20 protein-coding genes are annotated in these 19,669 nt (G+C 50.2%); 4 read left to right on the top strand and 16 right to left on the bottom strand.

Features of this window, described 5'->3' with window-relative positions; all coding sequences use genetic code 11:
* Window positions 1-18: 18 nt before the first annotated feature.
* The 15 genes from ACG2XO_RS08735 to tpiA form a co-directional block, all read right to left on the bottom strand.
* Window positions 19-1,524: an NADH-quinone oxidoreductase subunit M gene (locus tag ACG2XO_RS08735; protein ID WP_410497598.1), complete on the bottom strand. Its 1,506-nt coding sequence runs from the start codon at window positions 1,522-1,524 to the stop codon at window positions 19-21.
* Between the two features lie 50 nt (window positions 1,525-1,574).
* The gene (gene nuoL, locus ACG2XO_RS08730) at window positions 1,575-3,617 is read right to left on the bottom strand and encodes an NADH-quinone oxidoreductase subunit L (RefSeq protein ID WP_410497597.1); all 2,043 of its coding nucleotides are present in this window, start codon (window positions 3,615-3,617) and stop codon (window positions 1,575-1,577) included.
* A 32-nt stretch (window positions 3,618-3,649) separates the two neighbouring features.
* Complete coding sequence (nuoK, locus tag ACG2XO_RS08725; protein ID WP_348945755.1) at window positions 3,650-3,955, bottom strand: NADH-quinone oxidoreductase subunit NuoK; 306 nt, start codon at window positions 3,953-3,955, stop codon at window positions 3,650-3,652.
* A 12-nt stretch (window positions 3,956-3,967) separates the two neighbouring features.
* Window positions 3,968-4,606, bottom strand: coding sequence for an NADH-quinone oxidoreductase subunit J (locus ACG2XO_RS08720; RefSeq protein ID WP_410497596.1), 639 nt, complete (start codon window positions 4,604-4,606; stop codon window positions 3,968-3,970).
* A 12-nt stretch (window positions 4,607-4,618) separates the two neighbouring features.
* Window positions 4,619-5,110 (bottom strand): NADH-quinone oxidoreductase subunit NuoI, encoded by a 492-nt coding sequence (gene nuoI / locus ACG2XO_RS08715; protein ID WP_373974532.1) that lies wholly within the window; start codon window positions 5,108-5,110, stop codon window positions 4,619-4,621.
* A gap of 18 nt (window positions 5,111-5,128) precedes the next feature.
* The gene (nuoH, locus tag ACG2XO_RS08710) at window positions 5,129-6,199 is read right to left on the bottom strand and encodes an NADH-quinone oxidoreductase subunit NuoH (protein ID WP_410500246.1); all 1,071 of its coding nucleotides are present in this window, start codon (window positions 6,197-6,199) and stop codon (window positions 5,129-5,131) included.
* Window positions 6,200-6,206: 7 nt separating this feature from the next.
* Window positions 6,207-8,516, bottom strand: coding sequence for an NADH-quinone oxidoreductase subunit NuoG (gene nuoG, locus ACG2XO_RS08705; protein ID WP_410497595.1), 2,310 nt, complete (start codon window positions 8,514-8,516; stop codon window positions 6,207-6,209).
* Window positions 8,517-8,574: 58 nt separating this feature from the next.
* A complete protein-coding gene (nuoF, locus tag ACG2XO_RS08700; RefSeq protein WP_410497594.1) occupies window positions 8,575-9,861 on the bottom strand; it encodes an NADH-quinone oxidoreductase subunit NuoF in 1,287 nt (428 codons plus the stop codon).
* Window positions 9,861-10,349, bottom strand: a complete 489-nt coding sequence (gene nuoE / locus ACG2XO_RS08695) for an NADH-quinone oxidoreductase subunit NuoE (RefSeq protein ID WP_410497593.1) — start codon at window positions 10,347-10,349, stop codon at window positions 9,861-9,863. The genes nuoF and nuoE overlap by 1 nt, the downstream gene beginning before the upstream one ends.
* Complete coding sequence (locus ACG2XO_RS08690) at window positions 10,349-11,605, bottom strand: NADH-quinone oxidoreductase subunit D (protein ID WP_410497592.1); 1,257 nt, start codon at window positions 11,603-11,605, stop codon at window positions 10,349-10,351. Before ACG2XO_RS08690 ends, nuoE begins: the two co-directional genes overlap by 1 nt.
* The gene (locus tag ACG2XO_RS08685; protein WP_410497591.1) at window positions 11,595-12,188 is read right to left on the bottom strand and encodes an NADH-quinone oxidoreductase subunit C; all 594 of its coding nucleotides are present in this window, start codon (window positions 12,186-12,188) and stop codon (window positions 11,595-11,597) included. The genes ACG2XO_RS08690 and ACG2XO_RS08685 overlap by 11 nt, the downstream gene beginning before the upstream one ends.
* Window positions 12,189-12,196: 8 nt before the next feature.
* A complete protein-coding gene (locus ACG2XO_RS08680; protein ID WP_410497590.1) occupies window positions 12,197-12,673 on the bottom strand; it encodes a NuoB/complex I 20 kDa subunit family protein in 477 nt (158 codons plus the stop codon).
* Between the two features lie 5 nt (window positions 12,674-12,678).
* Window positions 12,679-13,047 carry an NADH-quinone oxidoreductase subunit A gene (gene ndhC / locus ACG2XO_RS08675; protein ID WP_180306187.1) on the bottom strand — a complete coding sequence of 123 codons (369 nt, stop codon included), beginning with the start codon at window positions 13,045-13,047 and terminating at the stop codon, window positions 12,679-12,681.
* Between the two features lie 148 nt (window positions 13,048-13,195).
* Window positions 13,196-13,525, bottom strand: coding sequence for a preprotein translocase subunit SecG (secG, locus tag ACG2XO_RS08670; protein ID WP_410500245.1), 330 nt, complete (start codon window positions 13,523-13,525; stop codon window positions 13,196-13,198).
* A gap of 35 nt (window positions 13,526-13,560) precedes the next feature.
* Window positions 13,561-14,271, bottom strand: coding sequence for a triose-phosphate isomerase (gene tpiA / locus ACG2XO_RS08665; RefSeq protein WP_410497589.1), 711 nt, complete (start codon window positions 14,269-14,271; stop codon window positions 13,561-13,563).
* Between the two features lie 184 nt (window positions 14,272-14,455).
* Here tpiA and pstS point away from each other — a divergent pair, with 184 nt between their 5' ends.
* From pstS to pstB, 4 genes are all read left to right on the top strand, one after another.
* Entirely contained in the window at window positions 14,456-15,496 is a 1,041-nt protein-coding gene (gene pstS, locus ACG2XO_RS08660; protein ID WP_410497588.1) for a phosphate ABC transporter substrate-binding protein PstS, read from the top strand.
* 94 nt (window positions 15,497-15,590) lie between these two features.
* Window positions 15,591-16,547, top strand: coding sequence for a phosphate ABC transporter permease subunit PstC (gene pstC / locus ACG2XO_RS08655; RefSeq protein ID WP_410497587.1), 957 nt, complete (start codon window positions 15,591-15,593; stop codon window positions 16,545-16,547).
* Window positions 16,548-16,559: 12 nt separating this feature from the next.
* On the top strand, window positions 16,560-17,399 hold the full coding sequence (gene pstA, locus ACG2XO_RS08650; RefSeq protein ID WP_410497586.1) for a phosphate ABC transporter permease PstA: 840 nt from the start codon (window positions 16,560-16,562) through the stop codon (window positions 17,397-17,399).
* Window positions 17,400-17,413: 14 nt separating this feature from the next.
* Window positions 17,414-18,181, top strand: a complete 768-nt coding sequence (gene pstB, locus ACG2XO_RS08645; RefSeq protein WP_410497585.1) for a phosphate ABC transporter ATP-binding protein PstB — start codon at window positions 17,414-17,416, stop codon at window positions 18,179-18,181.
* Between the two features lie 115 nt (window positions 18,182-18,296).
* Here pstB and glmM read toward each other — a convergent pair whose 3' ends face one another.
* Window positions 18,297-19,667: a phosphoglucosamine mutase gene (glmM, locus tag ACG2XO_RS08640; RefSeq protein WP_410497584.1), complete on the bottom strand. Its 1,371-nt coding sequence runs from the start codon at window positions 19,665-19,667 to the stop codon at window positions 18,297-18,299.
* Window positions 19,668-19,669 lie beyond the last annotated feature (2 nt).

Raw genomic sequence — 19,669 nt, 5'->3', positions numbered from 1 at the left:
CTTTATTAAAGTCGATTATTAGTGGAGCTTGGTTTGCGAAACGTGCCAGATCAGGTCATTCACTGACTGGTGCATCACATCAGTAAATGGTTTCGGGAATAAACCCATGCCCAATACTGCAATGGCCAAAATAGCCAAAACCAAGAATTCGCGAGTATTTACGTCTTTCAGTTCAGCAACATTATCATTTGCCACATCACCAAAAATCACGCGTTTATACATCCACAAGGTATAGGCCGCGCCGAAAATCAAAGTCAGGGCTGCCGCAGCGGCATACCAGAAATTAACTTGAACCGCCCCCAAAATCACCATGAATTCACCGGCAAAGCCTGAAGTGGCTGGCAGACCCGAGTTGGCCATCGCAAACAACATCATGAAAGCAGCAAAAATCGGCATCTTGTTCGCAACACCACCATAATCGGCAATCTTGCGGCTATGGACGCGGTCATACATGACACCAATGCAGAAGAACATCGCAGCAGAAACAAAACCGTGCGAAATCATTTGCAGCAAAGCGCCTTCAACAGCCCATGCGTTCAGCTCGTTGCCATTGAGGCCGCCAAACATAAAGAAGCCCAGTGTCACGAAACCCATATGGGAAATCGAAGAATATGCCACCAGCTTTTTCATATCGGTTTGCACCAAAGCAACCATACCGATGTATACGACTGCAACCAGCGACAGTGCTACGAATAGCCAGGCATACTCCCTGGAGGCATCTGGCGCAATCGGCAAAGCGAATCGCAGGAAACCGTAAGCACCGAGTTTGAGCGTAATCGCTGCCAGCACCATCGAACCACCGGTTGGGGCTTCAACGTGAGCATCCGGCAACCAAGTGTGAACTGGCCACATTGGCACTTTCACTGCAAAAGCGAAGAAGAATGCAACCAACAGCAAGGTTTGCGCAGCCATACCCAAAGGCAGGCGATGGTATTCAGCAATCTCGAAACTGCCACCAGTCTGATAATACAGATAGATAAACGCAACCAAAGTCAGCAGCGAACCCATCAAGGTATAGAGAAAGAACTTCACCGACGCATAGACGCGGCGTGGCCCACCCCAGATACCGATGATCAGGTACATTGGAATCAACATCGCTTCAAAGAACACGTAGAACAGAATCGCGTCCAGAGCAACGAATGCACCGTTGATCAGACCTGACATAATCAGGAATGCCGCCATGTATTGTGCTACACGCTTTTCAATGACTTGCCAGCCAGCCAATACCACCATCAAAGTGGTAAAGCTATTCAGGATCACAAAGAACATCGACAAGCCATCGACACCCAAGTGATAGTTAATGTTCAAACTCTGAATCCAAGGTTTCATTTCTTCAAATTGCATGCCGCCATGAAGAATATCGAAACCGGTATATAGCGGAATCGTTACCAGGAAAGAGGCCAAAGCGCCAATGAGCGCCAGCCAGCGCGCAGCAGGAGCATTTTTATCGCTTCCTGTCGCGAGCACGATCAGGCCAGCCAAAATTGGCATCCAGATCGCAAGGCTGAGGAGATTACCCGTCATAGTTAACCTACTTGTTATTAATTAAATCTGGCAATCAGTGAACCCACTGATTACTGCACTTGCAGTAAACCACCCAACCAAATCGTCAGCAGCAACATCGCGCCGAGAATCATGGCAAATGCGTAGTGATAGATATAACCGCTTTGGAGACGACGCGTCAGATTAGAGAACAATCCAACCAATTTAGCCGTACCGTTCACAATCAAACCATCAATCAGCAGCGTATCACCCACTTTCCACAACACAGTACCCAATGCGCGCCCGCCTGCAGCGAATCCATTGATGTACAAGTGATCCATATAATATTTTTCTTCGAGCAGTTTTTTCACGCCAATCGAAGTAAAAAAACTATCCAAAGCGGCTGGAATTGCTGGCTTAACCATGTAGAAGAAGTAAGCGCTTACGACACCCGCAACTGCCAGCCAGAACGGCAGCGTAACAAAGGCGTGCATGCCCATGTGGTACCAATCTTCAGCATGCTCGCCCACCGCTTCCATGGCGCCGTGCAGTTCATGATTAACAAAAATCACGTCTTTGAAGAAATCGCCCACCAGCATTGGTGTCATTGCATATGCACCGATCAAGACAGAAGGAATTGCCAACAATACCAATGGCAAAGTCACAACCCATGGACTTTCGTGCGGTTTATCGTTTGGACCCAAACCATGATGATGCTCATCCTCATCATGTTCTTTCGGATCATGTGCATGGTGATGACCTTTTTGCATCCATTGCTCTTTACCGTGGAATACCAGGAAGTACATCCGGAATGAGTAGAACGCAGTCACAAAGACACCAGCCACAACCGCGAAGTAGGCAAAACCAGCACCTGGCAGCGTTGAAGCTTGTACAGCCAAGATGATCGAATCTTTTGAGTAGAAACCTGACAGGAACGGCGTACCAATCAGCGCTAATGAACCGAGCAGTGAGGTAATCCAAGTGAATGGCATGTATTTACGCAAGCCACCCATATTGCGGATGTCTTGATCGTGATGCATACCCATAATGACCGAACCTGCAGCAAGGAACAGCAAGGCTTTAAAGAACGCATGCGTCATCAGGTGGAACACCGCTACCGAGTAAGCAGATGCGCCCAAAGCGACGGTCATATAACCCAACTGAGACAGCGTTGAGTAGGCAACCACGCGTTTGATGTCGTTCTGAATAATGCCCAGAAAGCCCATGAACAGCGCAGTAATAGCACCAATCACCAATACAAAGTTCAGTGCAGTTTCCGACATCTCGAACAATGGCGACATGCGTGAAACCATGAAGATACCCGCTGTTACCATCGTTGCCGCGTGAATCAGAGCGGAGATCGGTGTCGGGCCTTCCATTGAATCCGGCAGCCACACATGCAGCGGAAATTGCGCTGATTTACCCATCGCACCAATAAACAGCAAGATGCACGTTACTGTCATCAGCGACCAAGTCGTACCAGGCAAGATGCTGATTGTGGCATTTTGCAGCTCAGGCGCTTTGGCGAATACTTCGGCGTAATCAAGCGAGCCAAAGTGCGCCAAGACCAGACCGATACCCAGCAGGAAACCAAAGTCACCGACCCGGTTAACCAGGAATGCCTTCAGGTTGGCAAATGTCGCAGTTGGACGTTTGAACCAGAAGCCAATCAGCAAGTACGAAACCAGACCCACCGCTTCCCAGCCAAAGAACAGCTGCACAAAGTTGTTACTCATCACGAGCATCAACATTGAGAAAGTAAACAGCGAGATATAACTAAAGAAACGCTGATAGCCCGGGTCTTCGTGCATATAGCCAATAGTGTACAAGTGCACCATCAGCGATACAAAAGTCACCACACACATCATCATGGCGGTCAGATTGTCGACCAGAAAGCCGACGTTCAGATCAACGCCATTGACGGTAAGCCAGGTATATACCGTACCGTTAAATGATTCGCCACCTGCAAGCAAATACTGCAGCACGTATGCTGATAAGCCGAATGAAACGGCAACGCCCGCAATGGTAACGCAGTGTGCTGCGCGGCGGCCGATTAACCAGCCAAACAGGCCGGCAATCAGCGCGCCAAACAGCGGCGCAAGCGGGATCAGCAGATAAATCGATTTCATGTCCATTGGTATTCTTATCCGATTTAATGTTGTCCGGTTTAACCCTTCAGACTATCCAGATCTTCGACGTCGATCGACCGCAGATTACGGAAGAGCACCACCAAGATCGCCAAGCCGATGGCAGATTCTGCCGCGGCTACGGTCAGGATAAAGAAGACGAAAATCTGACCCGCGGTGTCGCCCAAAAACTGCGAAAACGCGATGAAGTTCATGTTGACCGACAAAAGCATCAGCTCGATTGCCATCAGCAATACGATCAGGTTTTTACGGTTCATGAAGATGCCAAATACACTGACAGCAAACATGATTGCGCCAAGTACGAGGTAATGTGTAAGCGTTAGCACTGTCGTCCCCTATTATGCAGCAGGCTTGTTTTCGCCAGCTGATGCATTGTCAGCGACGAATTTAGGCTCAGACTTCATTTTCACCATGCGAACACGATCTTCACGTTTCACGCGAATTTGATCACCCGGATTAATGTATTTCGTGTTTTTACGCTTACGCAGCGTCAGTGCAATCGCAGCGACCATACCAACGAGCAACAGCACAGCCGACAACTGGAATGGCAGGAAATATTGGGTATAAATCAATTTCCCCAACACTTCGGCTGACGCAGTATTAAACGAAGGCTCAACGACGTTGTCGATTTTGGCAAAACGATGCGTCAAAATCATCACCATCTCGGCCAGCATGATCGCAGCCACCGTACCGGCTACCGGCAAGAACTTCCAGAAGCTCTGACGCAGTTTTTCAAAGTTGATATCGAGCATCATGACCACGAACAGGAACAATACCATCACTGCCCCGACATAAATCACAATCAACGAAACCGCCAGAAATTCGGCCTTCATCAGCATCCAGAGGACCGCGCTATTGAAAAACGAAAGAACCAGGTACAGCACGGCGTGCACCGGGTTTTTTGCCGTGATCACACGGAAAGCAGCAAAAACCAGCACGACAGCAAATACATAAAAAATCGCTAAACTCATATCCATAGCACGAAACCCTTAGCGGTATTTAGCATCAGCGGCTTTGCGCTCAGCGATTTCTTTTTCGTATTGATCACCTACCGCCAGCAACATCGGCTTGGTGTAATACAAATCGCCACGTTTTTCACCGTGATATTCATAAATATGTGTTTCAACAATGGCATCGACTGGACAGGCTTCTTCGCAGAAACCACAGAAAATGCACTTTGTCAGGTCGATGTCATAGCGGCTGGTACGACGTGTTTTGTCGTCTTCGCGCGCTTCTGATTCGATCGTAATCGCCATTGCCGGGCAAACTGCTTCACACAATTTACAAGCAATACAACGCTCTTCACCGTTGGCATAACGACGTTGCGCGTGCAGACCACGAAAGCGCGGGCTGTACGGCGTTTTTTCGTCCGGAAACTGAACAGTGATCTTGCGCTGGAAGAAGTGGCGGCCAGTCAATTTCAGACCCAGCACCAACTCCCACAGCAAGAAGGTTTTAAAGAAATACGAAATTTTTTCCACGGTCTCTGTCCTTTTCTCTTACCAGATCGACCAAGGGGTCTGCATCCAGGCTCCGACCACGATAATCCACACCAAAGTCACAGGGATGAAAATCTTCCAGCCCAAGCGCATCAGTTGGTCGTAGCGATAACGCGGGAAAGTAGCTCGGAACCACAAGAAGCAGAACAGCAAGAATGCTACTTTCAATACCCACCACAGTGGGCTTGCGGCACCGAGAACCGGAATCGATGCCGGGAACGGAGATAACCAGCCGCCCAGGAACATCACCGATGCCATCGCCGAAATCAGGATCATATTGGCGTATTCAGCCAAGAAGAACAGTGCGAAACTCATGCCTGAATATTCAACCATGTGACCGGCAACAATCTCGGACTCACCTTCGGTAACGTCAAATGGCGCGCGGTTGGTCTCGGCAACACCAGCAATGAAGTAAACAACGAACAGTGGCAGCAGCGGGATCAGATTCCAAGACAGAATCGAGCCGCCCATTGCACCCGAGCCCTGTTGCTCTACGATGGCCGTCAGATTCAAGCTACCTGAAACCATGATCACGCCAACCAACGCAAAGCCCATCGCCAACTCGTACGAAATCACCTGAGCTGCGGCACGCATACCACCCAGGAAAGCGTATTTCGAGTTAGACGCCCAGCCAGCCAGGATCACACCGTAAACGCCCATCGAAGTAATGGCCATCACGTAGAGCAAACCTACGTTGACATCAGCCAATACATACCCGGGGTAAAACGGTACAACCGCCCATGCAGCTAGCGCAGGGACCAATACCATCACAGGCGCCAAGAAGAATAACTTCTTATCGGCAGCAGAAGGCGCAATGATCTCTTTAAGCAGGAGCTTCACACCGTCAGCGATTGGCTGCAGCAGACCAAACGGACCAACCCGGTTCGGGCCGATACGGATCTGCATATAACCAATCACTTTACGCTCGGCCAAAGTCAGGTAAGCCACTGCGCCCATAATCGGCGCAACGATCAACACGATCTTGAGCAAAGTCCAAACCAGAAATGCCACTTGATAAGCAGTCTCTGCGCTCAAGTACCCAGCGAGGATGTTTTGTAGAAATTCCATTATCTACCCCTTATCCTTTGAGTACTTCAACAGCACCCACCATCTCGCCCAAATCGCGAGTCAGAGGATGAGACGTTGCAACACGGACGACGTCATCTTGCAGGCCTGCGTCCAGCTTAACGGTCAGCTCAGCACTACCCTGCCCTTGTTTAACGATGGCTTTGCCACCATCAACGAAGCCAAGTTTGGCGATGGTCGCTGCATTGAGGCGAACTGTAGCCGCCAGCGCTGCATCAGCAGTTGCCTGCAAGCTTGGCGCACGACGAACAATTGAATCACCTTGATAAACAGGCACTTCACCCAAACGAACCAGACCTTGTGCTGATTTTGCTGCAACTGCAACAGAAGCCGCCAAGGCATTGTTCAGGCGGCTTGTAATGTCACCTGCCAGCGCTTCATCACGAATTTCTTCCGATGAGTTGTAGTCAAAGCCGTTAAAGCCCAAGACGTTACCCAAGACACGGAATACTTTCCAAGCTGGGCGTGTTTCACCCAATGGGCGGACAACGCCGTTAAAGCTTTGTGCTTTACCTTCCATATTCACAAACGTACCAGACGTTTCAGTGAACGGAGAGATTGGCAGCAAGACATCGGCGTAATCCATTGCACAGCTCTGGAACGCAGACATCACCACAACCATTTCAGCCTGTTTGGCTGCAGCCAAAGCTTGCGCGCCGTTGTGCGCATCGTACTCAGGCTCTACACCAACGAATACATACGCTTTCTTGCCAGACTCAAACACATTGCCACCAGCATCTGCCCCGATCAGCTCTGCACCAACACTATTGGCGTTTGCAGCTGGAATACCCAGTTTGGCACCAGTGAGCGCAGCCAGAGCAGCGGCAGCAGCGTAAACTTCGGCATAACGAGCAGATTGCTGGGCAATATTGCCAAGCAAGATGGCTGATTTTTCTTTGCCTTCGAAGCTTTGTGCAATCGCGCGAGCCGCGTCAGTCACTTCAACACCATTCAGGTCAATACCTGCTGGCACAGAGGCTGATTTCAACTCAACAATCGCTTTAACAACTTGCAACAAACCTTCTACCAGTTGATCTGGGCGGACAACAAGCTCACCAGCCAGCTTGGTCAGCAAATCATCGCCGTGCACATTCACCAGCGACAAAGCCATGCCTTTTTTCACTGATTGACGCAAACGTTGCGCCAGCAATGGCTGTTCTTTACGAATCGTTGAACCAACAACCAGAACGGCTTCGTTCTGTGCCAATTCTTCAATTGACTGACCCAGCCATTTTGCGCCTTGTGTTTTGGCCGAGAAATCTGCGTTACGCACAAAAGCTTGAACCGAATCAACACCTAAGCCGGCCATCAGTTTGCGCAAAGCAAACAATTCCTCAACGGTACTGTTAGGTGAAGCAACAGCAGCAACGCTGTCTTTGCCGTGTTCGGCGACGACTTGTTTCAGGCCATTGGCAACATATTCCAGCGCAGTTTGCCAATCAGTTTCCTGCCAAACGCCACCTTGTTTAAGCATTGGTTTAGTCAGACGTTCTGCGCTATTCAATGCTTCGTATGAATAACGATCACGGTCAGACAACCAGCATTCGTTGATTTCATCGTTTTCCAGCGGCAGAACGCGCATTACTTTGTTGTTCTTCACTTGAACGATCAAGTTAGAACCCAGACCATCGTGCGCACCCACTGATTTACGACGAGACAATTCCCACGTACGTGCGGTGTAGCGGAAAGGCTTGCTCGTTAAAGCGCCAACAGGACACAAGTCGATCACGTTACCGGAAATCTCGGAATTTACCGTTTTGCCAATAAATGGCATTACCTCGGTAAACTCACCGCGATTGGCCATCCCCAGTTCCTGGAAGCCGGCGATTTCTTCGGTAAAGCGGACACAACGGCTGCAATGGATGCAGCGAGTCATATCGGTCGAAATCAGCGGACCCAGGTCTTTATTGGCAACCACGCGCTTTTCTTCTGCATAATCAGAACCGGACTGACCATAACCTACGGCCAGATCCTGCAGCTGACACTCACCACCCTGGTCGCAAATAGGGCAATCCAGTGGGTGATTGATCAGCAAAAATTCCATTACACCCTTCTGAGCAGTCACAGCCTGATCAGAATGGGTAAATACTTTCATACCATCGGTAACAGGCGTGGCACAGGCCGGTAAAGGCTTGGGTGCTTTTTCGACCTGAACTAGGCACATACGGCAATTTGCGGCAATCGACAGTTTTTTGTGATAGCAAAAGTGAGGGATATGCACACCAATTGAATTGGCTGCGTCCATCACGGTGCTACCACCAGGAACTGTCAATTTTTTACCGTCGATTTCGATTTCCAGCATGCTCGACTCGATTCAAAGGCAATAATTCAAAAGAAAACTCGACTAAAACAGCGCGAAATTACAGACCTTTCGCTTTTTGTGCTTTATTAATCAAATCTTCGAATTCATGGCGGAAGTGTTTCAACATTCCACGCACAGGGAATACAGCAGCATCACCCAAAGCACAAATTGTGCGACCAGCGATATTGTCACCAACACGTGACAGCAAATCGAGGTCTTCCGGGCGGCCTTCGCCGTTGGCGATGCGATGTACTACACGATACAACCAGCCTGTTCCTTCACGGCACGGGGTACACTGACCACATGATTCTTCGTGATAGAAATAGGACAAACGCTCCAGAGCGCTGACCATACAAACTGTTTCATCCATCACAATCACCGCACCAGAACCCAGCATCGAGCCCGCTTTGGCAATTGAGTCGTAATCCATCGTGCATTGCATCATCACATCAGCAGGCAACACCGGTGCAGAGGAGCCACCAGGAATCACTGCCTTGAGCTTTTTGCCGTCACGCATACCGCCACACATCTCGAGTAATTCAGAGAATGGTGTGCCCAATGGAATTTCGTAGTTACCCGGACGATTAACGTGACCAGAAACCGAGAACAGTTTGGTGCCGCCATTATTTGGCTTGCCCAGTTCAAGGAATTTCTGACCGCCTTCGCGAATAATGTATGGCACTGAAGCAAAAGTCTCAGTGTTGTTAATCGTGGTTGGCTTGCCGTACAGGCCGTAAGACGCAGGGAATGGAGGCTTAAAGCGCGGCTGGCCTTTTTTACCTTCCAAAGATTCCAGCAGTGCCGTCTCTTCGCCGCAAATATAGGCACCGTAACCGTGGTGTCCATGCAGCTGGAAGCGGAAATCCGAACCTAGAATATTGTCACCCAGGAAACCAGCGGCGCGGGCTTCTTCGAGCGCTTCTTCGAAGCGTTGATAGGCTTCAAAGACTTCACCGTGGATATAGTTGTAACCTACGGTAATCCCCATGGCGTAACCGCCAATAATCATGCCCTCAATCAGGGCATGCGGGTTGTAGACCATAATATCCAAATCTTTAAATGTACCTGGCTCGCCTTCGTCAGTGTTACAAACCAGATATTTCTGGCCCGGAAAACTGCGCGGCATGAAAGACCATTTCAAGCCAGTCGGAAAACCTGCACCGCCACGACCGCGCAAGCCAGAAGTTTTCATATCAGCAATGATGTCATCTTGGGTGATTTTGTCATTGATGATTTTTTTCAGTGCGGCATAACCGCCACGCTTGACGTATTCTTCCAGGCGCCAGCAGTTCGGATCTTCAAAATTGACGTTCTCAAATACAACGCCTTTTACATAGACGGTCATTATTCAAGCTCCGCCAGTTTTTTGTCGATAGCTTCAGGCGTCATGTGATTGCACATGCTATGGTTATTCACCAACATCACTGGCGCATAACCGCAAGCCCCCATGCACTCACCTTCTTTCAAAGTGAACTTGCCATCAGCCGTCGTTTCATTGAAATCAATACCCAGCTTTTGCTTGAGGTAATTCGCCGTTGTATACCCACCCGACAAAGCACAAGGCAAATTGGTACACACAGTGAGTTTGTGCTTACCGACCGGCTTCATGTCATACATGTTGTAAAACGTTGCGACTTCGTATGCCATCATTGGAGCAATGCCAAGGTAGTTGGCAATGAATTCAATCATGTCATTAGTCAAATAGCGCGTTTCAGTCTGAGCAATGCGCAAAGCCCCCATGACAGCAGAACGAGCTTGATCAGCAGGGTACTTGGCCACTTCGCGATCAATCTGCGCCAAAGACTCGGCAGATAAAAGATTGTTGATAGACATCAGCGGTCAATCTCCCCGAATACAATATCTTGCGTACCGATGATCGCTACAACGTCAGAAATCATGTGACCGCGCGCCATTTCATCCAGCGCCGACAAATGCACATAACCTGGCGCACGAATCTTCAGACGGTAAGGCTTGTTAGCGCCATCAGAAATCAGGTAGATACCAAACTCACCTTTTGGATGTTCAACGGCGGCATAGGCTTCACCCTCAGGCACGTGCATACCTTCAGTGAACAGCTTGAAGTGGTGAATCAGCTCTTCCATGTTTTCTTTCATCGCTTCGCGCGATGGAGGAGCAACTTTGTGGTTATCGGTAATCACAGGACCCGGATTAGCTTTGAGCCATGCAACGCACTGTTTGATAATGCTATTTGACTGGCGCATTTCTTCAACACGAACCAGATAGCGATCATAACAGTCGCCAGTCTTGCCAACTGGAATATCGAAATCCAGTTGGTCGTAAACTTCATACGGCTGGGTTTTACGCAAGTCCCACTCAACACCAGAACCACGCAGCATCGGGCCAGAAAAACCCAGTGCCTTGGCTCGATCAGCATTGACCACGCCGATACCGACAGTACGTTGCTTCCAGATACGGTTATCCGTCAACAGTGTTTCATACTCATCGACATAGGTCGGAAAACGATTGGTGAAGTCTTCGATAAAATCGAGCAAGCTGCCTTGACGATTCTTGTTCAAATCTTTAATTGCAGCAGCGTTACGTACTTTTGACGCTTGATACTGCGGCATTTCATCAGGCAGATCACGATAAACACCACCCGGGCGATAATATGCTGCGTGCATACGAGCACCGGAAACGGCTTCGTAGCAATCCATCAGGTCTTCACGCTCGCGGAATGCGTACAGGAAGATGGTCATTGCGCCACAGTCCAGGCCGTGAGCACCAATCCACATCAGGTGATTCAAAACACGAGTAATCTCGTCAAACATCACGCGAATATACTGCGCACGAATTGGCACTTCCAAGCCGAGCAACTTCTCAATAGCCATGCAATAAGCATGCTCATTGGACATCATTGACACATAATCAAGACGATCCATATAAGGCAGAGACTGAATGTAAGTTTTACTTTCGGCCAGCTTTTCAGTTGCGCGATGCAAGAGACCAACATGTGGGTCAGCGCGCTCAACGACTTCACCATCCAGCTCCAACACTAGGCGCAATACGCCATGCGCAGCAGGGTGTTGAGGACCGAAATTCAAGGTGTAATTACGGATTTCAGCAGCCACCGTAGTTCTCCTCGCGAATAATGCGTGGGGTAATTTCACGCGGATCGATGGTTACAGGCTGGTATACAACACGGGCTTGCTCCGGGTCATAACGCATTTCTACATAACCCGACAATGGGAAATCCTTGCGGAACGGATGACCAACAAAACCATAGTCAGTCAGGATACGCCGTAGATCCGGATGCCCTTGGAATACAATGCCATACAAGTCAAATGCTTCACGTTCAAACCAGTTAATCGCGGGCCACACATCGACTACAGAATTAATCACGGGGAACGAATCATCCGCACAGAACACGCGAACGCGCAAACGGACATTATGAGTAAATGACAACAAGTGATAAACAACGGCAAAGCGCGAGCCTTCCCACGCCCCATCTTTGTACTCGCTATAGTCAACGCCACAAGCGTCAACCAGTTGCTCAAAACGCAGACTGGCATTATCACGCAATTGCAAAGCCACTTCCGCCCATTGAGCAGCCGGCACTTCAATCGTTACTTCGCCCAATGCATTTTTCAGAGAGAGGGATTCACCCAGAACAGCGCGCAGGTTTTCAATCAGTGTTTCTAGCTTATTGGCCATGGCTCACCTCAAGAACGCGCAATTGAATTAGTACGCTTGATCTTGTTTTGCAACTGGATCAAACCATACAACAGCGCTTCAGCTGTCGGAGGACAGCCCGGCACATAAATATCGATCGGCACAATACGGTCACAGCCGCGCACAACCGAATACGAATAATGGTAATAGCCGCCACCATTAGCGCACGACCCCATTGAAATAGCCCAGCGCGGTTCGGGCATCTGGTCATAGACCTTGCGCAGCGCCGGCGCCATCTTGTTACACAAAGTACCAGCAACGATCATCAAATCGGATTGACGTGGCGACGGACGAAAAACGATACCGAAACGATCCAAATCGTAACGCGCAGCACCTGCCTGCATCATTTCCACCGCACAACAAGCCAACCCAAACGTCATTGGCCACAAAGAGCCGGTACGCGTCCAGTTAACCACCGCATCAACGGTGGTCGTAACAAAACCTTTTTCGAGACTTTGAGCTTCCATTTATCTCACTCCCACTCCAGCGCACCCTTCATCCACTCGTAGACGAAGCCGACCACCAGAATGGCCAGGAAAATCATCATCGATACAAAGCCAAACATACCCAGCTCTTTGAGCACAACAGCCCAAGGAACCAAAAATGCGACTTCCAAATCGAACAGAATAAACAGAATCGCCACCAAGTAATAACGCACATCAAACTGCATGCGCGCATCTTCGAACGCTTCAAAACCGCACTCGTAAGGTGATAATTTTGCCGAATCTGGCCGAACCGTTCCCAAGACCTTACCGATCCCAGCGCCGAGCAGCAGCGGCAACACACCCACCACCAGACCGACAACAAGGAAAAGCAGGATGGGGAAATAGTCTTGCAGCATGAAAATCCCCAGTTCAGAAATAACACAAAAAACAGAAACCGCGACCAAGCAAGTGATCGCTATTCATACACATAACCAAGCTAACCAAAAGCAGCTCAGCCAAGCATTCAATTGACAGCCCAGACAAACGTCAGGCTAGCGGATTAACTCAATCAGGAATTTTCTGTCCAACCGGCTGTGACGCAACAGCGGGCGCAGAAGCCACACCAGACATCACCCCCAGATCACCCCGACTACTTTTGGGCGCGGTCAACAACACCAGAGCCATGCATGTAACAAAAAACACAGCTGCGCAAATACCGGTCGAACGGCTCAAGAAATTGGCCGAACCTGACGCCCCAAAAACACTCCCAGCAGAGCCACTACCGAAAGCAGCCCCCATGTCCGCGCCTTTGCCGTGCTGCATTAACACCAGAACGATCACTGCCAACGCAGAGATCACATTCACTATCAGCACCAAACTTGTAATAAAGTCCATAATTTCCTTCCCTAAGGCGGCGTGAATTGTACCAATCAGCGCGCCGCTTGGCAAATTGCCAAAAACTCAAACGCCGACAGTGCTGCACCGCCGACCAATACACCGTCCACATGATCCACAGCCAGAATCTGAGCTGCATTATCCGATTTCACGCTACCGCCATACAGCACCCTAACCCGATCTTCGAGCCGATCTTTAATCAAGGCATGCATCGGGGAAATCTGCTCGCCCGAAGCAACTATACCGCTTCCCACCGCCCAAGACGGTTCGTAAGCCACGGCAAACAGACCAATCGGCAAACCTTTTAACACTTCAAGCTGAGCAGCAACGACCTGCTCTGCCACTCCCTGGCGACGCTCTTCTGCCGATTCGCCAACGCAATAAACACCAAACAACCCCGCATCCAGCGCCGAGCGCAATTTTACCCCTGCCTGCTCGGTTGTTTCACCAAACAGACGACGACGCTCCGAGTGACCGATAATGACCATTTCACAGCCCACATCGGCCAACATCCCAGAAGAGACCTCCCCAGTATATGGCCCTATATGGTACTGGCTAACGTCCTGAGCGCCACACTGTACATGGGTATGCTGCAAAATCTGTTTAGCCAGCATTAAATATGGAGCAGGCACACAGACACCAATATTCGCATCCAGTCGCGCTTGCGCCACTTCACCCAAGACAGATTTAAGCTGCCCGATACTACCATGCAGCTTCCAGTTACCAATCACCATTTGCTTGACCATAACCCGAACCACCCTCTTTGGCGAATGAGGGCGTGATGGTAACAACCCCGCTCCCGCACCGTCAAACCTTGTTTTCCCCTACATGCCGACACACAGATAAAGACATGTAATATTTCAGAAACAATTCATCGCTAAGATGCACCCCATCAACAGTAACAACCTCATTCCAATCTGGAGATTCCAAATGACTTTGACTCGCAAACTAATCGTCAGTGCAGGCCTGGTAGCTGGTCTGTTTACCCAAGCAATGGCCGCCGACATTACCGGCGCTGGCGCAACCTTCCCTTACCCGCTGTATGCCAAATGGGCTGAAATGTATAAAGCCAAAACAGGGACTGGTCTGAACTACCAATCAATTGGCTCAGGCGGCGGCATCAAGCAAATCCAAGCTAAAACCGTTGATTTTGGCGCATCAGACATGCCTTTGAAGCCTGAAGAGCTGGACAAAGCCGGTTTGATGCAATTTCCGACCGTCGTTGGCGGCGTGGTTCCTGTCGTCAATATTCCAGGCATTGCATCTGGTCAACTCAAACTAACGCCACAAACGCTGACTGATATTTATCTGGGCAAAATCAAGCGCTGGAATGACCCAGCTCTGGCTGCAGCCAACGCAGGATTGAAACTACCCGATCAGGCAATCACCGTCGTTCGTCGCTCTGACGGCTCCGGCACCACATTCGTCTTTACCGACTACCTCTCAAAAGTTTCCGCCGAGTGGAAAGAGAAAGTAGGTGCTAACACTTCAGTACAATGGCCAGCGGGCGTAGGCGGCAAGGGCAATGAAGGCGTTGCTAATTATGTTCAGCGCATCAAAGGTTCAATCGGCTACGTCGAATTTGCCTACGCTAAGCAAAACAAACTAACGCACACTCAACTGCAGAATAAGGAAGGCAATTTCGTACAACCTTCTGAAGACGCCTTCATCGCCTCACAAGCTGGCGCTGACTGGAAATCAGCGCCCGGCATGTTCCTGATTACCACCAATGCCGCAGGCAAAGCGTCTTGGCCTATCGCCAACCCGACCTTCATCCTGATGCACAAGAAACAGGACAAAGTAGCGCAAGCCGCCGAGGTATTGAAATTCTTTGACTGGGCTTATGGTGCAGACGCTGATAAAACGGCACTGGATCTGGATTACATCCCAATGCCAGACAGCGTGGTTGCCATGATTAAAGCCAACTGGAAAGCGCAGATCACAGACGGTAACAAGCCAATTTGGAAATAATCACTTAATATTCGCAGCCTTGCTGTGAATCAACACCCAATCATGGCAAGTCATGATTGGGTGTTTGTCTGTGTATGAAGGATTGGAGAGTTTGATGTCTTCTCAAAATGAGCGCATGAAAATTCAGCGCCTGCAAGACGCATTATTTGTAAATGCCACACGTTTCTTTGCTGCCCTGGTGTTATTCACACTAACTGCGATCATCATTTCCTTGCTCCATGGTGCGCTCCCTAGCATTAAGGCTTTTGGCTTGGGATTTATCAGCTCCAGCGACTGGAATCCGGTGACCGAGCAATTTGGCGCCTGGCCTTCAATTCGCGGGACGCTGCTTTCGGCGGCGATTGCGCTCATTGTTGCCGTCCCAGTCAGCTTCGGCATTGCGCTTTTTCTAACCGAGCTATCGCCCATCTGGTTGCGCCGACCACTCGGCATCGCCATCGAGCTGCTCGCAGGTATTCCATCCATCGTCTACGGCATGTGGGGCTTGTTTGTTTTTGCCCCCTATTTCGCTGACAACATTCAGCCATGGATGATGGAAAAAAGCGCCGACATCCCGTTTCTGGCCGAACTGTTTACCGGCGCCCCCATGGGCATCGGCATGTTTACTGCCGGTTTGATTCTGTCGATCATGGTCATTCCTTTCGTCGCATCCGTGATGCGTGATGTATTCGAGATCGTCCCGGCAATGCTGAAAGAATCAGCATACGGATTGGGTTCAACCCGCTGGGAAGTAATCTGGAACATTGTCGTCCCCTACACCAAGAACGGCATTATCGGCGGGATTATGCTCGGGCTGGGTCGCGCCTTGGGCGAAACCATGGCCATTACTTTTGTCATCGGCAATTCACAACAGCTATCGAATTCGCTCTTTGACCCGGCAACCACGATTTCAGCAACGCTGGCCAATGAATTTACCGAAGCACACGGTGAGCTATACACCTCTGCGCTGATCGAATTGGGTCTGCTGCTGTTCTTTATCACCTTTATCGTTCTGGTTTTATCCAAGCTGCTGCTGATGCGCTTGGAGTCCGGCGAAGGTACTCATTCTTAAGCGAGCGACATCATGAGTAATTTATATACCCGCCGACTGATCATCAACCAAGTCAGTCAGGTTCTAGCATATGCAGCAATGGCTTTCGGGCTGTTCTGGCTAGGCTGGATTTTGCACACCCTCTTTGTCAATGGTTTGCCGGGGATCACGATAGACACCTTTACCCAGTCGACCCCTGCGCCAGGCAGCCAAGGCGGGCTTGCCAATGCCATTCTGGGTAGCCTGCAAATGACAGCCGTAGCCGTCCTGATCGGCACCCCGATCGGCATTATGGCCGGGACCTATCTGGCCGAATTTGGCAACCGTGGCTGGCTGGGCCCCGCAACTCGATTCATTAACGACATTCTGCTTTCTGCACCATCGATCGTGATTGGTCTGTTTGTTTTTGAAATCTACGTAGCACAGGTCGAACATTTTTCTGGCTGGGCCGGCTCGTTGGCGCTCTCGATTCTGGTCGTTCCGGTCGTGTTGCGTACGACAGAAAACATGTTGCGTCTGGTGCCAACGGCGATGCGCGAAGCGGCTTATGCCCTCGGTGCACCACAATGGAAAATGGTGCTGTTTGTTACCTTGCGCGCAGCTAAAACGGGGGTTGCCACTGGCATCTTGCTAGCCATTGCCCGGATTCTTGGCGAAACCGCACCACTGCTGTTTACTGCTCTGAATAATCAATTCTTCTCGAATATGAATCAGCCTATGGCCAATTTGCCGGTGGTGATTTTCCAGTTCGCGATGAGCCCTTATGAAGATTGGCATACGCTGGCCTGGGCCGGCTCGCTGCTGATCGGCCTGTTTGTACTTGCCTTGAATATTATTGCTCGCGTAATGCTGCGCCAGCCAAAACAACATTGATCTGGACGACTGAAATGACTGCTGAACACTCGGTAACGCTTGCCGTTAAAAATCTCGATTTTTATTACGGTCAGTTCCATGCACTAAAAAACATCAACCTGGATATTCGCGAAGGCAAAGTGACTGCCTTTATCGGTCCATCGGGCTGCGGCAAATCGACGCTGCTGCGCACCTTCAACCGCATGTACGATCTGTACCCGAAATTGCGCGCGACCGGTGAAATCCTGCTTAACGGCGAAAACATCCTGCGCCCCGGCATCGATCTGAATATGTTGCGCGCCAAAGTCGGCATGGTTTTTCAGAAACCAACACCATTTCCAATGTCGATTTATGACAATGTCGCATTTGGCGTCAAGCTGTACGAACAGTTAAGCAAATCGGAAATGGACGACCGCATCGAATGGGCGCTATCCAAAGCCGCGCTGTGGAACGAGGTCAAAGACAAACTCAAGCAATCCGGACTTGGACTCTCGGGTGGTCAGCAACAGCGCTTGTGCATTGCGCGCGCTGTCGCAGTCAAACCGGAAGTTTTGCTACTGGACGAGCCAACTTCGGCACTCGACCCGATCTCAACTGCACACGTTGAAGAGCTGGTACATGAACTGAAGAAGGATTACACCATCGCGATTGTGACGCACAATATGCAACAGGCGGCACGAATTTCGGATTACACCGCGTATATGTATCTGGGCGAGCTGATCGAAATGGGCGAAACAGACACCATTTTCACCGCACCAACGGTCAAGGCAACCGAAGATTATATTACCGGTAAATTCGGTTAATCCATCTGACGCCATAGAAAAGGGCTGCAACTTGAATCAAGTTGCAGCCCTTTTTACTCCAGCAGGGTATTTTCTTCAACACAAATACTAGCGAGATCTACAGAGCAATACCCCATCAGACCTCGTACGCAGCTGCCTCATTGCCGACCACAACAGCGATTTGCTCGGCCCATTCGCGCGCCTCGACCGGGTTGATATGCTCGACCATCACGCGCACAACAGGCTCGGTTCCCGATGGACGCAGCAAGACGCGGCCATCACTGCCCATCGCGGCTTCAGCCTCTTGCACTTTGGCTTTGATCGCGTCCGAGGAGTGACAATCAAAACCCTTGGCGATCCGGACATTTTTCAGTACCTGCTTTGAAAGCTGCAAATCCTTGCAAAAGCCAGCCAGACTCTGCGCGCTTTCTTTCAACGCCTGCATCACTTGCAGCGCCGAGATAATGCCGTCACCTGTGGTATGGCGATCAAGGCAAAGCAAATGACCTGAACCTTCGCCGCCGATCAGCCAGCCTTTGGCTTCGAGCTGTTCCAGCACATAACGGTCGCCGACTTTGGCGCGAACAAACCCAATGCCGCGCTGCTTGAGCGCATTTTCAACGCCGAGATTGGTCATCAAGGTTCCGACAACCCCTTCACCCAACGTCCCTTTTTGCTGGCGATAAATCGCCAGCACGTAGAGCAACTGATCGCCGTCAACAATCGTGCCATCACGGTCAACCATAATCAGGCGATCGCCATCACCGTCGAGCGCGATACCAAAATGAGCGCCTTCGGAGAGCACTTTCAAACGCAGCGTTTCGGGATGAGTTGCGCCGACTTCTTCATTGATATTAAAACCGTCGGGTTGCGCACCAATCGTCACCACCTCGGCACCCAATTCATGAAAAACATGCGGTGCAATATGGTAAGTCGCACCATGAGCGCAATCGATCACCAGCTTCAAACCACGCAAGTCGAGATCATTGGGGAAAGTCGATTTGCAAAATTCGATATAACGCCCGGCGGCATCGTTGATACGCCACGAACGGCCAATCTGCTTCGGCGTCACACAGGGTTGTGCCTCATCAATCGCGGCTTCAATCGCCAACTCAACGTCATCGGCCAGCTTTTTGCCGCCAGCACCAAAAAATTTGATGCCATTGTCATGATAAGGATTGTGCGATGCGGAAATCACGACACCGGCAGACAGGCGTAAAGCGCGGGTCAAATAGGCGATTCCCGGCGTAGGCAAAGGGCCGGTCAGATGGCAATCAACACCGGCGGCATTAAAACCGGCCTGCAAAGCCGCTTCAAGCATATAACCTGAAACGCGAGTGTCTTTACCAATCAACACGCCCGGATGTTCGTGCATGCCTTTTTTCATCGCTTCAGCGACCAGCACCCGCCCTGCGGCATAACCCAGCTTCATCGCAAAATCGGGCGTAATCGGATATTCGCCCACCAAACCACGCACCCCGTCGGTACCAAAATATTTACGCGCCATTA

Source organism: Chitinibacter sp. S2-10, from assembly GCF_046530675.1.
Taxonomy (GTDB): Bacteria; Pseudomonadota; Gammaproteobacteria; order Burkholderiales; family Chitinibacteraceae; genus Chitinibacter.
Note: the sequence above shows the minus strand (reverse complement) of the source record. Positions and strands in the feature narration are given on the sequence as shown.

What these genes read in the sequence shown, in the direction of transcription:
- pstB (WP_410497585.1), top strand. Translation starts at nt 17,414, where the DNA reads ATGACTGCTGAACACTCGGTAACGCTTGCCGTTAAAAATCTCGATTTT.
- pstA (WP_410497586.1), top strand. Translation starts at nt 16,560, where the DNA reads ATGAGTAATTTATATACCCGCCGACTGATCATCAACCAAGTCAGTCAG.
- pstS (WP_410497588.1), top strand. Translation starts at nt 14,456, where the DNA reads ATGACTTTGACTCGCAAACTAATCGTCAGTGCAGGCCTGGTAGCTGGT.
- nuoF (WP_410497594.1), bottom strand. Translation starts at nt 9,861, where the DNA reads ATGACCGTCTATGTAAAAGGCGTTGTATTTGAGAACGTCAATTTTGAA.
- ACG2XO_RS08680 (WP_410497590.1), bottom strand. Translation starts at nt 12,673, where the DNA reads ATGGAAGCTCAAAGTCTCGAAAAAGGTTTTGTTACGACCACCGTTGAT.
- pstC (WP_410497587.1), top strand. Translation starts at nt 15,591, where the DNA reads ATGTCTTCTCAAAATGAGCGCATGAAAATTCAGCGCCTGCAAGACGCA.
- nuoE (WP_410497593.1), bottom strand. Translation starts at nt 10,349, where the DNA reads ATGTCTATCAACAATCTTTTATCTGCCGAGTCTTTGGCGCAGATTGAT.
- nuoG (WP_410497595.1), bottom strand. Translation starts at nt 8,516, where the DNA reads ATGCTGGAAATCGAAATCGACGGTAAAAAATTGACAGTTCCTGGTGGT.
- ACG2XO_RS08685 (WP_410497591.1), bottom strand. Translation starts at nt 12,188, where the DNA reads ATGGCCAATAAGCTAGAAACACTGATTGAAAACCTGCGCGCTGTTCTG.
- ACG2XO_RS08735 (WP_410497598.1), bottom strand. Translation starts at nt 1,524, where the DNA reads ATGACGGGTAATCTCCTCAGCCTTGCGATCTGGATGCCAATTTTGGCT.
- tpiA (WP_410497589.1), bottom strand. Translation starts at nt 14,271, where the DNA reads ATGGTCAAGCAAATGGTGATTGGTAACTGGAAGCTGCATGGTAGTATC.
- ACG2XO_RS08720 (WP_410497596.1), bottom strand. Translation starts at nt 4,606, where the DNA reads ATGGATATGAGTTTAGCGATTTTTTATGTATTTGCTGTCGTGCTGGTT.
- glmM (WP_410497584.1), bottom strand. Translation starts at nt 19,667, where the DNA reads ATGGCGCGTAAATATTTTGGTACCGACGGGGTGCGTGGTTTGGTGGGC.
- nuoL (WP_410497597.1), bottom strand. Translation starts at nt 3,617, where the DNA reads ATGGACATGAAATCGATTTATCTGCTGATCCCGCTTGCGCCGCTGTTT.
- secG (WP_410500245.1), bottom strand. Translation starts at nt 13,525, where the DNA reads ATGGACTTTATTACAAGTTTGGTGCTGATAGTGAATGTGATCTCTGCG.
- ndhC (WP_180306187.1), bottom strand. Translation starts at nt 13,047, where the DNA reads ATGCTGCAAGACTATTTCCCCATCCTGCTTTTCCTTGTTGTCGGTCTG.